Raw genomic sequence first — 12,116 nt, 5'->3', positions numbered from 1 at the left:
GCCTACTCCAGATTCTGAACCTGTTCGCGGAACTGGTCGATAACTACCTTCAATTCGATGCCGGCCGTGGTGACCGCGGCGGCATTCGACTTCGAACAGATAGTATTCGATTCCCGGTTAAATTCCTGTGCAAGAAAATCGAGCTTGCGGCCGACAGGCCCGCCTTTGGAAATAAGATCGCGAGCTGCCGCCACATGGGCCTTAAGCCGGTCGATCTCTTCGCGAAGGTCGGCCTTGGTGGCAAGCAGGGCGGCTTCGGCGTGCAGCCGGTCGCGGTCGAGACCAGACGAGCCCTCGAGAAGCATGGCAACCTGAGCCGCCAGCCTCGTGGCGATCTCCTGCGGCGAGCGGGAGGGGTCGCGCTCGATCGTTGCCGTCAGAGCCTCGATTGTGGCGACATGGCCGAGCAGGATATTGCCAAGTGCCTGCCCTTCCCGGCCCCGCATCTCGTGGAGATCCGCCACGGCCGCTGTTAGGCCACTCAGGATATCCGCATCGCGCGCAGCAAGCGTTTCTTCGCTTTCCTCGGCTTCCTTAAACTCGACAAGGCCTCGAACCGCCATGAGGCTATCCAGTCTCAACGGCGCGGGATCGATGATACCAGCGAGCTGATCGCGCAGCGCCAGCACTGCTGCGAGCGCATCCTGGTTCACGACGACCTCGATGCGGCTTTCCTCGACCGACAGCGACAGGCTGACCTGGAGATTGCCACGGGAAAACCGGTCGGAGATCGACTTGCGGACTTCCGTCTCCAGCCGCTCAAGGCCGGGCGGCAGACGCAGGCGGACATCCAGCCCCTTGCCGTTCACCGAGCGCAATTCCCATGCCCAGCGACCGCGACCGCTCGTTCCCTCACGCCGGGCAAAACCGGTCATGGACTGCAATGCCATGCAAGCCTCCGAAAATTCCCATCCCCAATCCACCGAAAATCGTTGGATTGACGACCAATGTAAAGTGAAACCGCACCACGGGCCTCATCGAAGCCGTGGTGCAACAAGGATTAGTTGGTCTTCTTCTTCTGCTGAGTGCCAGAGCCCGGAGCGGTTGCGGAATCGTCGGGCTGACCATCGACGGCGATGGCGCTCGGATCTTCGCCCTTCTCAGCGACCAGCTTGCGCCAGCGCTTGACGTTGGCGTTGTGCTCATCGAGCGTCGCGGCAAAGACGTGACCGCCTGTGCCGTCGGCCACGAAATAGAGATCCTGCGTCTTCCAGGGATTGGCGACCGCTTCCAGCGCATCCCTGCCGGGATTTGCGATCGGCGTCGGCGGCAGACCCTTGATCAGGTAGGTGTTGTAAGGCGTCTCTTTCTTCAGATCCGACTGGTAGATCGGGCGATCGGAAGGCTTCCCCTCGCCGCCAAACAGACCGTAGATGATCGTCGGATCGGATTGCAGGCGCATGCCCTTGGCAAGCCGGTTCAGGAATACGGAGGCTACGTGCGCACGCTCATCCGCCAGGCCGGTTTCCTTCTCGACGATTGAAGCCAGGGTGACGAAGTCCTGCTTGTTGGCCAGCTGCACGCCGGAATCGCGCTTTTGCCAGATCTGATCCACCAGCTTTTCCTGCGCGGCGGCCATCTGCTCGACGATCTCGGTGCGCTTGGTGCCGCGCGTAAACTTGTAGGTGTCGGGTCTCAGGCTGCCTTCCGTCGGCAAGGCCGACGGCAAATCGCCTTCCAGCACCGGATCGGCCTGCAGCTTGTTGAAGATCTGCCGAACGGTCAGCCCTTCGGGCAGGGTCACGGAATAAAGGATGGATTTGCCCGATTTCAGCAGCTCCATGATGTCCTTCATCGAAGCGCCGGCCTTGATCTCGTATTCGCCGGTCCGCAGGGTTTCGCCATCATGCAGATAGGTGGTCGTCAACCAGCGGAAGATGCGCTGATCGGTGATGATGTTGTTGGATTCCAGACGATTGGCAATCTCATTCAATCCGGCGCCGTTGCGCACGATGAAATTCGTGTTGGTCGTCAGCGGACCCGGGCTCTGATAGATCGAGAATGCATAATAGGTGCCGCCCACTGCCGCAATGACGACGAAAACCACCAGCGTCATCAGGAAGTTCAGGAAGATCACCATCTGGCTGCGGGCTTTGCGAGAACGCTTCGGCGGATCCGGAACACGCTCCGGGCGCAGGGCTTCGCTTGCCGATTTGGGGATGATCGGCCCCTTCTGCCCGTTCGGAGTTCCGTTGCTCTGGTTCGTATCGCTCACCGGCAATCCCTTCCTTTTTTAATTGCCTGCTCTTTGGCCAAGCAATGCGGCAAAAAACAGGTTCAGAAGATAAGTCGGGGCCTTGTCAGGCTCCGACTTGGACCGATCGAACATGACCGCGATGCATCTTGAGGATGCAGTGAAGCGCGGCAACATTCGAGAACGGCACGCAGGCTTGCCGAGGAACACTCCCGCTTTGCAGTTACGCGCTGTTATTAAGCCTCATAACGGCGCAGGACAAGCGACGCATTCGTGCCGCCGAACCCGAAGGAATTCGACAGCGCAACGTTGACTTCCCGCTTGCGGGCCTTGTGCGGAACGAGATCGATTGCAGTCTCCCGTTCCGGATTGTCGAGGTTGAGCGTCGGCGGCGCGATGTTGTCGCGAATGGCGAGCGTGGCGAAGATCGCCTCGATCGCACCGGCAGCACCGAGCAGATGACCCGTCGCCGATTTCGTCGACGACATCGAGATCTTCGATGCGGCATTGCCGACCAACCGCTCGACGGCGCCGAGCTCGATCGTGTCTGCCATGGTCGAAGTGCCATGAGCGTTGATGTAGTCGACATCCGCCGGGGTCAGGCCCGCGCGCTTCAGGGCCGACATCATGCAGCGGTACGCGCCCTCGCCGTCGGACGACGGAGCAGTGATATGATAGGCGTCGCCGGAAAGGCCGTAGCCCACAACTTCGGCGTAGATCTTGGCGCCACGCGCCTTGGCATGTTCCAGCTCTTCCAGAACGACGATGCCGGCACCCTCGCCCATGACGAAGCCGTCACGATCGCGATCGTAAGGGCGCGAGGCCTTTTGCGGGTCGTCATTGTATTCCGTCGACAGCGCCTTGCAGGCGGCAAAGCCGGCAAGCGAGATACGGCAGACCGGAGCTTCCGCGCCGCCGGCCACCATGACATCGGCATCGCCGAGCATGATCAGGCGGGCAGCATCGCCGATGGCATGCGCACCGGTCGAGCATGCGGTGACAACGGCATGGTTCGGGCCGCGCAGCTTGTGGCGAATCGAAACCTGGCCGGAAACGAGATTGATGAGGCGCCCGGGAATGAAGAAGGGCGAGATACGGCGCGGACCCTTGTCGCGCAGCGTGTAGCCGGCTTCAACGATGCCTTCGAGGCCGCCGATGCCGGAGCCGATCATGACACCGGTCGCGATCTGGTCCTCGTCGGTGGACGGATGCCAGCCAGCATCGGCAAGTGCCATATCGGCGGCCGCCATGCCATAGATGATGAAGGTATCGACCTTGCGCTGTTCCTTCGGCTCCATCCAATCGTCAGCATTGAACGTGCCGTCGGTGCCGTCGCCTACCGGAATGCGGCATGCGATCTTGGCGGGAAGATCTTCGACTTCGAATTCGGTCACGAGGCGTGCGCCGTTGTGCCCGGCGATCAAGCGCGACCAGGACACCTCCGTGCCACAGCCCAAAGGTGATACCATGCCGGTACCCGTGATAACGACACGTCTCATCGCCCGCAGACCCCCGTCTTCTTATGATGATATGCGTATAAATATTGCTCGCCCGACATGGCCGGACGAAATAGGGCGGACTCTTCAGCCCGCCCGTTCAAAAAGCACAGAGGATTAGGCCTGGGCCTTCTCAATGAACTTTACCGCGTCGCCGACCGTCAGGATCGAGTCAGCAGCATCATCGGGGATTTCAACGCCGAATTCTTCTTCGAAGGCCATGACCAGTTCGACAGTGTCGAGCGAGTCCGCACCCAGATCGTCGATGAAGCTTGCGCCTTCAACGACCTTGTCGGCGTCAACGCCAAGATGATCAACAACAATTTTCTTTACGCGTTCTGCGATATCGCTCATGTCGGTTTCCTCGACCTTATGTCCTGATCAGAATGCCCTGTGACATCCCTACCTAATTCAAGCCTGCAGCATCTGTCTTGACGCCGCTGGCAAACCCGTTCAACCCGGCACTGAGATCCGGTCGAGCCGCCTTGAGCGCGGCGCCGTCCGTCTGCATTTTCGGGACGACTGTTCACAGTCATGGCCCGCTTAACACGGTTTAAGTCCGTCGCAAAGCCAGAAAATAGCCGGCTCCGGGTTGCTCAACATGCTATTGGAGGGAAAGTTCCCTCCAATAGCAATTCCCTTTAGATCATTGCCATGCCGCCGTTGACATGGATCGTCTGGCCCGTGACGTAGCTTGCTTCCGAGGAAGCAAGATAGGCGACCGCCGAAGCGACCTCCGCACCGGTGCCCATGCGCTTCATGGGAATGGCGCCCATGATGGCTTCCTTCTGCTTATCGTTCAGCTTGCCGGTCATGGCGCTCTCGATGAAGCCGGGAGCAACGCAGTTTACCGTGACGTTGCGGGTGGCAATTTCCTGCGCCAGAGACTTGGTGAAACCGATCATGCCGGCCTTGGAGGCGCAGTAGTTCGCCTGACCCGGATTGCCGGTGACGCCGACGACCGACGTGATGTTGATGATGCGGCCATAGCGGCGGCGCATCATCGGATGGGTCAGCTCGCGCGTGAGGCGGAAGACAGCCGTGAGGTTGACTTCCAGCACGGCATCCCAATCGTCGTCGCTCATGCGCACGAACAGGCCGTCCTTGGTGATACCGGCATTGTTGACGAGAATATCGACGCCGCCGAGCTCTTCTTCGGCCTTCGCGCCGAGCGCCTTGACCTCGTCGCGATCCGACAGGTTGGCCGGGAATATCTTGACGCGATCGCCGAGTTCGGACGCCAGTGCCTCCAGCTTTTCGACGCGTGTGCCGTGCAGGCCGACAATGGCGCCCTGCTTGTGCAGGAGCCGGGCGATCTCTTCGCCGATGCCGCCGGATGAACCGGTTACCAGGGCCTTGCGGCCGGTCAAATCAAGCATGTTTGTCCCTCGTTCCTTGAATTCTGTCAGCCGAGCAATGCGCCAAGCACGGTGTCGATATCCGCGGCGTTGTTGACGGCGATGCCATTGACCGATTTGTCGATACGGCGAGCCAGGCCCGTCAGCACCTTACCGGCGCCAATTTCATACAATGTTGTCACATTATTGGCTGCAAACCACTCCACGGTCTCGCGCCAGCGAACCTGGCCGGTGACTTGCTCGACCAGCAGCCTGGCAATCTCATCCGCATCCGTCACCGGGGCCGCCCTGACATTGGCAATCACGGGCAGGACCGGGTTGGCCTTGGCGACGCCGGCGAGCGCTTCGCGCATCGCTTCGGCAGCCGGCGCCATCAGCACGGAATGGAAGGGGGCGGAGACCGGCAGCAGGATGGCACGCTTGGCGCCCTTGGCGGTTGCGATCTCAGCAGCCTTTTCGACAGAGGCTTTCTCGCCGGAAATGACGATCTGGCCGCCGCCATTGTCATTGGCAATCTGACAGGCGCCGAGGGCGGAGGCTTCCTCACAGACGGCGACGACATCGGCATGTTCGAGCCCGATGATCGCGGCCATGGCGCCAACGCCGACGGGAACCGCCGCCTGCATGGCGTTGCCGCGAATTCGCAGCAGCCGCGCGGTGTCGGCAAGCGAGAAAGTACCGGCGGCACAGAGCGCCGAATATTCACCGAGCGAATGGCCGGCGACATAGGCGACCTTGCTCTTCAGATCGAGGCCGCGGGCCTGCAGAACACGAATGACGGCAAGCGACACAGCCATCAGCGCTGGCTGCGCATTGGCCGTCAGCGTCAACTTGTCTTCCGGACCATTGAAGATGACGTCGGAGAGCTTTTCACCGAGCGCTTCATCGACTTCCTCGAAGACGGCGCGCGCCTCGGCGAAATTGTCGGCAAGATCCTTGCCCATGCCGACGGCCTGGCTGCCCTGGCCGGGAAATGTGAAAGCAACTGTCATTATAAAGCGTCCTTTTAGGGGTCGTTTCGCTTCCCAATGACATTGTTTACAGCGGAGTCAATAGCGCAAGCCCCGCAGCCACAGGCTTTTGCGCCTGCGAAAGGCAATGATTTTTTTCTTGCGCTCGCTCAGTTCACGCCTAAATTCGCGCGACCCTCTTCATTTTCAGCCTCTCCTACCCCCAAGGTTTTCCCATGAAATATAAGAATTTAGGCCGCACCGATATTTCAGTTTCCGAAATTTGCCTGGGCACCATGACCTGGGGCACGCAGAACAGCGAAGCCGAAGCCCACGAGCAGATGGATTATGCGCTCCATAAGGGCATTAATTTCTTCGACACCGCCGAAATGTACCCGACGACGCCCGTCGGCCCGGAGACGCAAGGGCGCACCGAGGAATATATCGGCTCATGGTTCGAAAAGACCGGCAAGCGCCGGGATGTCGTGCTTGCCACCAAGGTCGCGGGGCCTGGCCGCGATTATCTGCGCAACGGCCAGGGTGCCGATGCCGCCAATATCCGCGCGGCAATCGACAGCAGCCTGAAGCGGCTGAAGACCGATTACATCGACCTCTATCAGGTTCACTGGCCAAACCGCGGCCATTTCCATTTCCGCCAGAACTGGCGCTACAACCCCTTCAACCAGGATCGCGAGAAGGTGGTCGCCAATATCACCGATATTCTTGAGACGATGGGCGAACTGGTGAAGGCCGGCAAGATCCGCGCTATCGGCCTGTCGAACGAGACGACCTGGGGCATCCAGAAATATCTGACGATCTCCGAGCAGAAGGGCCTGCCGCGCGTTGCCACCACGCAGAACGAGTATAATCTGCTCTACCGGCACTTCGATCTCGACCTGGCCGAACTCTCACATCATGAAGATGTCGGCCTGCTCGCCTATTCGCCACTCGCCGGCGGCATCCTCAGCGGCAAATATGTCGGCGGCGCACGGCCGGCCGGCTCGCGCGGGTCGATCAACCTTGATATCGGCGGGCGTCTGCAGCCGCTGCAGGAACCGCCAGTGAAGGCCTATCTCGAAATCGCAGCCAAATACGACATCGACCCCTCGAAACTGGCGCTCGCCTACTGTCTCACCAAGCCGTTCATGACCTCGGCCATCATCGGCGCCACCACCATGGCACAACTCGAAACCGATATCGCCGCCGCTTATGTGACGCTGCCGGAAGAGGTGTTGACCGAGATCGAGCAGGTGCACCGGAAATATCCGATGCCGATGTAACGTGTTGAAGCGCTCCGTCGCAGGGCGGAGCGCTTGGCAAATGAAAGTTGGGTAGAGGCGGAATGTGTCGAGGCGGGCGATCTATTTCCCGGCCTTGGGTGCTATGGTCAGTTCGGAACCATAGGCCTCGCGCAATTCCTCCTGCCCTTTCACACGATCCACAGACTTGTGCAGCAAGATGGACCGATAATCCTCCGAACGCCTTCCCTCGATCAATGTAACGTCAGCATTGCCGGGGTTGTCCGAGCGTTCGAACCATTCCACAGGATGATGCAGGAAGTTCATTTCGAAGGCGCGGTTGGTTACCCCATGGCCAACGATGATGACATTATTCTTTCCGTTTTCGGCGTCGTGCATGATGGTTTGCAGAAACAGTCGAACACGCTGGGCGACATCCGCCCTGCTCTCTCCATCCGGCGGCCGCGCGTAGAACTTGCCGTTGTTGTTGCGCAGCCTCGCCCACTTCTCGAATTCGTCGGGAAATTTTCGCCTTTGTTCCGCGTGGTCGTAGATTTCGGTGAAGAGCCCGAAATCCTGCTCGCGCAGCAGGTAGTCCTCCCTCACATCCTCGATGAACTCGGGCGGCAGAACCTCCAGCAAAATATCCTTGCTCTGCCGCGTCCTTAAGAATGGGGAGTACCAGACATTGAGTTTGCGCAATTCAGCGCTCGGCAGTCCCTTTAGATAGGCAGCAATCGCCTGCGCTGCTCCCAGCACCTGGCGATAGCCCCATTCGGTCAGCGGAACATTGTGATCGCCGAACTGTTGGTAGGCGCGGTCATCGATGTTGCCGAGGGATTCGCCGTGCCGGACGAGGAAGATGCGCATGAACAATCCATATTGCTGTCACTGGGCTCGCATCATATGGGAGAGCGTGAGCCACGCAATGTCATAAGGATAGGGGCTTGTGATTTGCCGGGGGCTATCTCTTCCGACGGTCGAAACGAAGCAATTACTCAGCTCCCCTTGCCTTTCGCGCAAAAATCCGTATAAGCCGCCCTGTTCGCAACCCGGTCTTCTGGCTGGTGGCTGAACGGAGGGCCGGTTTTTCGCAAGGAAAATCGTCGGAACGGAAGCGTTCCAGCCTCCCGTGTCTCCGCTCTCGACCGTCTCGGAAACGCTTTTCTTGCTTGGGGTTATCCCTCTCAGGAGCAGTCGTTGAGGCTTAGCCGCTAGAGCCCGGGTCAGATCAACGCAAGAAAGGCAAAGCTATCCATGGCTCTTTATGAACATGTATTCCTTGCTCGACAGGATATTTCCGCTCAGCAGGTCGACGCCCTCGTAGAACAGTACAAGGGTGTTATCGAAGCTAACGGCGGTAAAGTCGGGCGTATCGAAAACTGGGGCCTCAAGTCCCTCACCTACCGCATCAAGAAGAACCGCAAGGCTCATTATGCCCTGCTGGACATTGATGCTCCGGCCGCTGCGATCCAGGAAATGGAACGTCAGATGCGCATCAGCGAAGACGTCCTGCGTTACATGACGATCGCTGTTGAAAAGCACGAAGACGGCCCGTCTGCCATGATGCAGAAGCGCGACCGTGACGACCGTCCGCGCCGCGATGGCGACCGTCCGGAGCGCAGCTTCGGCGATCGTGACCGTGGTCCTCGCCCGGATCGTGGTGACCGCGAAGACCGTCCGCGCCGTCCGCGCGAAGACCGCGTATAAGGAGATTTTGAACAATGTCTGAAGTTTCCTCCGCACCGGTTCGTCGTCCGTTCCATCGCCGCCGCAAAACCTGCCCGTTCTCGGGCGCCAATGCGCCGCGCATCGACTACAAGGACGTTCGTCTCCTGCAGCGCTACATTTCCGAGCGCGGCAAGATCGTTCCTTCCCGCATCACGGCCGTTTCCCAGAAGAAGCAGCGCGAACTCGCCCAGGCGATCAAGCGTGCTCGTTTCCTCGGCCTGCTGCCTTACGTCGTCGCTTAATTCAAGCCGACGCTGCATGAAATCGAGGGAAGGCAGTCATGCCTTCCCTTCTCCCTTTCGCGATGGGCGCGGATCGGAACATTGAAACCCCATGTTGGGGACGGCTTCTAGAACCGAATTTCGGAAGCATCCTCTAACTGCTCATACGAAGCAGGACAGCGACGTGAAAAAACTGGATGCAAAAGAGCTTGGCATCGGCGCGCTCGCCGGTCTGACCGCCGCCTTACTCATGTATGGCGCGAACACTCAGCCTTTGCTGTCGCTGTTCTTAGCCGTCCTGTCTCTTCTTACGATCCTGATCGTCGGCCTCGGCTGGGGCAACATCGCCGTCATCACAGCCGTGGTAACGGCAGGCATTGTCGCCACCGTCCTGCATTCAGTTAATCTCGGGGTTTCCGTAGTCTTGCTGACTCTGATCCCTGCTTGGCTCAGCCATCTCGCCAATCTGGCCCGTCCAGCGTCGGAACTCGGCGGCCCGGACCACCTGATGGCCTGGTATCCGCTATCCGACATCATGCTGCACCTCTGCGGGCTGACGTCGGCAACCATTATCATCTCGCTTGCGATAAGTGGCTACAATGCCGATGATATTGGCAAAGCGTTCGATATTTATATCAACGCGATGAACCAGCAGTCTCCCGATCTTCAGCTGGATCCGGCCGCGATCGCGAAGATGAAGTCGCTGATGTTCTACGCGGTCCCGATCGTTTCGGGGATGATGTGGGTCCTGATGGAGTTCACGGCCTATTATGTGGCCATTCGGATCCTCACGGCCTCGAAGCACAGTCTGCGCCCGCGGGAGGATATCCCGTCGTCGCTGCGCATGAACCGCAATGCAATCTTCGTTTTTCTGGTGGCAGTCGTTGCCATGTTCTTCGGCGGCGTGATCAGCCTCGTCGCCGCCGCCATCCTCGGCGCTTTCAGCGCGGGCTTCATCATTTCCGGCTTTGCGTCGCTGCACTACCGGACTCGCGGCAAGGACTGGCGCATCCCGGTGCTTATCCTCTGCTACCTGGCGTGCCTCTTCCTGCTGATGCTGCCGCTCTTCATCATGCTTGTTCTCGGCCTCTACGATACCCGCAAGGCGATTTCGCTGACCCCGAACAAGGATGCAGATAAACCCAAACCAACAGACACGAAAATCTGACATAGAAAGGAACAAGAAAATGGAAGTCATTCTTCTCGAACGCATCTCCAAGCTCGGCCAGATGGGCGAAACCGTAAAGGTTCGCGACGGCTTTGCTCGCAACTACCTGCTGCCGCTCGGCAAGGCGCTGCGCGCCAACGCTGCCAACAAGGCTCGTTTCGAATCCGAGCGCGCAACGCTCGAAGCCCGTAACCTGGAGCGCAAGAGCGAAGCCCAGAAGGTTGCCGACGTTCTCGCCGGCAAGTCCTTCATCGTCGTTCGCTCGGCTGGCGAAACCGGCCAGCTCTACGGCTCGGTCGCTGCCCGTGACGTCGTTGAAATCCTCGCTGCTGAAGGCTTCAGCATCGGCCGTAGCCAGGTTCACCTGAACACGCCGATCAAGGCCATTGGCCTGCACGATGTTACGATCGGCCTTCACGCCGAAGTCGAAATCACGATCGAACTCAACATTGCCCGTTCCGCCGAAGAAGCCGAGCGTCAGTCCAAGGGTGAGACCCTCACCTCCGCCGACGCCATCTACGGCATCGACGAAGACGCCCTGCGTCCGGAAGACTTCTTCGATCCGGAAGCCGACGGCAACGCTGAAGACGACGACGCATAATTTCCAGCCCATTGCTGGATATGCAAAAGCCCGGATCAACGATCCGGGCTTTTTGTTTGTCATCCGACACGCGATTCCCGCCTATCAATCGTTGGCGGAAGGCTCCGGCAACGGCGTGGAATCCTTGTCGACCGAAACGACCACGGACATGCCTGGGGCCAATTCGTCGGTCAAAGGTTGGCCATCCTCGATCTTCACGCGGACGCCGAGGCGCTGGGCGACCTTGGTGAAATTGCCGGTGGCGTTGTCCGGCTTGATGACGGCGAACTCGGAGCCCGCCGCCGGAGAGAACCGCTGGATGCGGCCCTTAATCTGCCGGTGGCCGAGCGCATCGACGGAGATGGTGACCGGCTGGTCGAGTTTCATGCCGTCAAGCTGGGTTTCCTTGAAATTGGCGATTACCCAGATGTCCTTCGGCACAAGTCCCATCAGCTGCGTTCCGGCCGTCACATATTGGCCGAGGCGTACACCGACCTCGCCGACGCGGCCGTCCTGAGGCGCGACGATCGTTGCGTTCTGAAGATCGATGTTGGCAAGCTGCACGGCTGCCTCCGCGCCGCTGACGCCCGCCTCGAGCGAGGCGCGATTGACGATGATCGTCGTCAGGTTCTGCTGCGATACATCGAGGGCGGCCTTGGCCTGATTGACCGATGCCTCTGCCTGCTGCAGCGTCGCCTGCGCCTGTTCGGAATCGCTTGTCGTCGATACACCCCTGGCGACCAGCGTCGTCACGCGATCAGCGGCCAGCTGGGCGCGCTTGAGCGCGGCGTTGGCGCTATCGATCTGCGCCTGGCTGGAGACGATTCCGGCCTTGGCCGCCTGCTCCTGCTGCTGGGAATTGGCAAGGGCCGCCTTCTGGCCGGCCAGGGTTGCGTTCGCCTGCGCCACCTTCTGCCGATAGATGCGATCGTCGATCTGGGCGAGCACATCACCCTGCTTGACGAGCTTGTAGTCCTTGATTGGCACAGAGGTGATGTAGCCGCTGACCTGCGGGCTGATGGTCGTGACGTAGCCTTTGACATAGGCATCGTCGGTGGTTTCGACGGAGCTCTTGAACGGCGGCAGATGCCAGGCATAAAGCACAAGCATGACGCCGCCGATGCCGGCGAGAACGGCGATGACTTCGATTGGGGAGCGAACGAGCCTCGACATGGAGCTA

Annotated in this window: 13 protein-coding genes; 5 read left to right on the top strand and 8 right to left on the bottom strand. The window is 59.7% G+C overall.

Features of this window, described 5'->3' with window-relative positions:
- Positions 1-2: 2 nt before the first annotated feature.
- The 6 genes from A6U86_RS02205 to fabD all read right to left on the bottom strand — a co-directional run bounded on the left by A6U86_RS02205 (position 3) and on the right by fabD (position 6,040).
- Positions 3-890, bottom strand: coding sequence for a YicC/YloC family endoribonuclease (locus A6U86_RS02205; protein WP_068385669.1), 888 nt, complete (start codon positions 888-890; stop codon positions 3-5).
- Between the two features lie 110 nt (positions 891-1,000).
- Complete coding sequence (gene mltG / locus A6U86_RS02200; protein WP_068387720.1) at positions 1,001-2,215, bottom strand: endolytic transglycosylase MltG; 1,215 nt, start codon at positions 2,213-2,215, stop codon at positions 1,001-1,003.
- A 215-nt stretch (positions 2,216-2,430) separates the two neighbouring features.
- Positions 2,431-3,693 (bottom strand): beta-ketoacyl-ACP synthase II, encoded by a 1,263-nt coding sequence (gene fabF, locus A6U86_RS02195; RefSeq protein WP_068385667.1) that lies wholly within the window; start codon positions 3,691-3,693, stop codon positions 2,431-2,433.
- Positions 3,694-3,807: 114 nt separating this feature from the next.
- Entirely contained in the window at positions 3,808-4,044 is a 237-nt protein-coding gene (locus A6U86_RS02190; protein WP_027675866.1) for an acyl carrier protein, read from the bottom strand.
- 287 nt (positions 4,045-4,331) lie between these two features.
- Positions 4,332-5,069: a 3-oxoacyl-[acyl-carrier-protein] reductase gene (gene fabG / locus A6U86_RS02185; protein WP_068385664.1), complete on the bottom strand. Its 738-nt coding sequence runs from the start codon at positions 5,067-5,069 to the stop codon at positions 4,332-4,334.
- A 26-nt stretch (positions 5,070-5,095) separates the two neighbouring features.
- Complete coding sequence (gene fabD / locus A6U86_RS02180; RefSeq protein WP_068385662.1) at positions 5,096-6,040, bottom strand: ACP S-malonyltransferase; 945 nt, start codon at positions 6,038-6,040, stop codon at positions 5,096-5,098.
- 194 nt (positions 6,041-6,234) lie between these two features.
- Here fabD and A6U86_RS02175 point away from each other — a divergent pair, with 194 nt between their 5' ends.
- Entirely contained in the window at positions 6,235-7,278 is a 1,044-nt protein-coding gene (locus A6U86_RS02175) for an aldo/keto reductase (protein ID WP_068385660.1), read from the top strand.
- 81 nt (positions 7,279-7,359) lie between these two features.
- On the opposite strand, the gene A6U86_RS02170 is transcribed toward A6U86_RS02175, so the two are convergent.
- Entirely contained in the window at positions 7,360-8,106 is a 747-nt protein-coding gene (locus A6U86_RS02170) for a histidine phosphatase family protein (protein WP_068387708.1), read from the bottom strand.
- A gap of 387 nt (positions 8,107-8,493) precedes the next feature.
- On the opposite strand from A6U86_RS02170, the gene rpsF reads away from it, so the two are divergent.
- The 4 genes from rpsF (at position 8,494) to rplI (ending at position 10,957) form a co-directional block, all read left to right on the top strand.
- Complete coding sequence (gene rpsF / locus A6U86_RS34570) at positions 8,494-8,946, top strand: 30S ribosomal protein S6 (protein ID WP_077470009.1); 453 nt, start codon at positions 8,494-8,496, stop codon at positions 8,944-8,946.
- A gap of 14 nt (positions 8,947-8,960) precedes the next feature.
- Positions 8,961-9,209 carry a 30S ribosomal protein S18 gene (gene rpsR, locus A6U86_RS02160; RefSeq protein ID WP_004122103.1) on the top strand — a complete coding sequence of 83 codons (249 nt, stop codon included), beginning with the start codon at positions 8,961-8,963 and terminating at the stop codon, positions 9,207-9,209.
- Between the two features lie 163 nt (positions 9,210-9,372).
- Positions 9,373-10,356, top strand: coding sequence for a DUF2232 domain-containing protein (locus tag A6U86_RS02155; RefSeq protein ID WP_068385656.1), 984 nt, complete (start codon positions 9,373-9,375; stop codon positions 10,354-10,356).
- Between the two features lie 19 nt (positions 10,357-10,375).
- On the top strand, positions 10,376-10,957 hold the full coding sequence (rplI, locus tag A6U86_RS02150) for a 50S ribosomal protein L9 (protein WP_068385655.1): 582 nt from the start codon (positions 10,376-10,378) through the stop codon (positions 10,955-10,957).
- Positions 10,958-11,041: 84 nt separating this feature from the next.
- Here the strand turns inward: rplI and A6U86_RS02145 are convergent, their stop codons facing one another.
- Positions 11,042-12,109 carry an HlyD family secretion protein gene (locus A6U86_RS02145; protein WP_068385654.1) on the bottom strand — a complete coding sequence of 356 codons (1,068 nt, stop codon included), beginning with the start codon at positions 12,107-12,109 and terminating at the stop codon, positions 11,042-11,044.
- Positions 12,110-12,116 lie beyond the last annotated feature (7 nt).

Origin of the sequence: Rhizobium sp. AC27/96 (assembly GCF_001692325.1) — a bacterium.
Classification (GTDB): domain Bacteria; phylum Pseudomonadota; class Alphaproteobacteria; order Rhizobiales; family Rhizobiaceae; genus Rhizobium.
Note: the sequence above shows the minus strand (reverse complement) of the source record. Positions and strands in the feature narration are given on the sequence as shown.

Bases quoted from the DNA above. Each gene is read 5' to 3' on its own strand.
- A6U86_RS02170 (WP_068387708.1), bottom strand. From the start codon at position 8,106: ATGCGCATCTTCCTCGTCCGGCACGGCGAATCCCTCGGCAACATCGAT.
- rplI (WP_068385655.1), top strand. From the start codon at position 10,376: ATGGAAGTCATTCTTCTCGAACGCATCTCCAAGCTCGGCCAGATGGGC.
- rpsR (WP_004122103.1), top strand. From the start codon at position 8,961: ATGTCTGAAGTTTCCTCCGCACCGGTTCGTCGTCCGTTCCATCGCCGC.
- fabG (WP_068385664.1), bottom strand. From the start codon at position 5,069: ATGCTTGATTTGACCGGCCGCAAGGCCCTGGTAACCGGTTCATCCGGC.
- A6U86_RS02145 (WP_068385654.1), bottom strand. From the start codon at position 12,109: ATGTCGAGGCTCGTTCGCTCCCCAATCGAAGTCATCGCCGTTCTCGCC.
- fabD (WP_068385662.1), bottom strand. From the start codon at position 6,040: ATGACAGTTGCTTTCACATTTCCCGGCCAGGGCAGCCAGGCCGTCGGC.
- A6U86_RS02205 (WP_068385669.1), bottom strand. From the start codon at position 890: ATGGCATTGCAGTCCATGACCGGTTTTGCCCGGCGTGAGGGAACGAGC.
- rpsF (WP_077470009.1), top strand. From the start codon at position 8,494: ATGGCTCTTTATGAACATGTATTCCTTGCTCGACAGGATATTTCCGCT.
- A6U86_RS02190 (WP_027675866.1), bottom strand. From the start codon at position 4,044: ATGAGCGATATCGCAGAACGCGTAAAGAAAATTGTTGTTGATCATCTT.
- A6U86_RS02175 (WP_068385660.1), top strand. From the start codon at position 6,235: ATGAAATATAAGAATTTAGGCCGCACCGATATTTCAGTTTCCGAAATT.
- fabF (WP_068385667.1), bottom strand. From the start codon at position 3,693: ATGAGACGTGTCGTTATCACGGGTACCGGCATGGTATCACCTTTGGGC.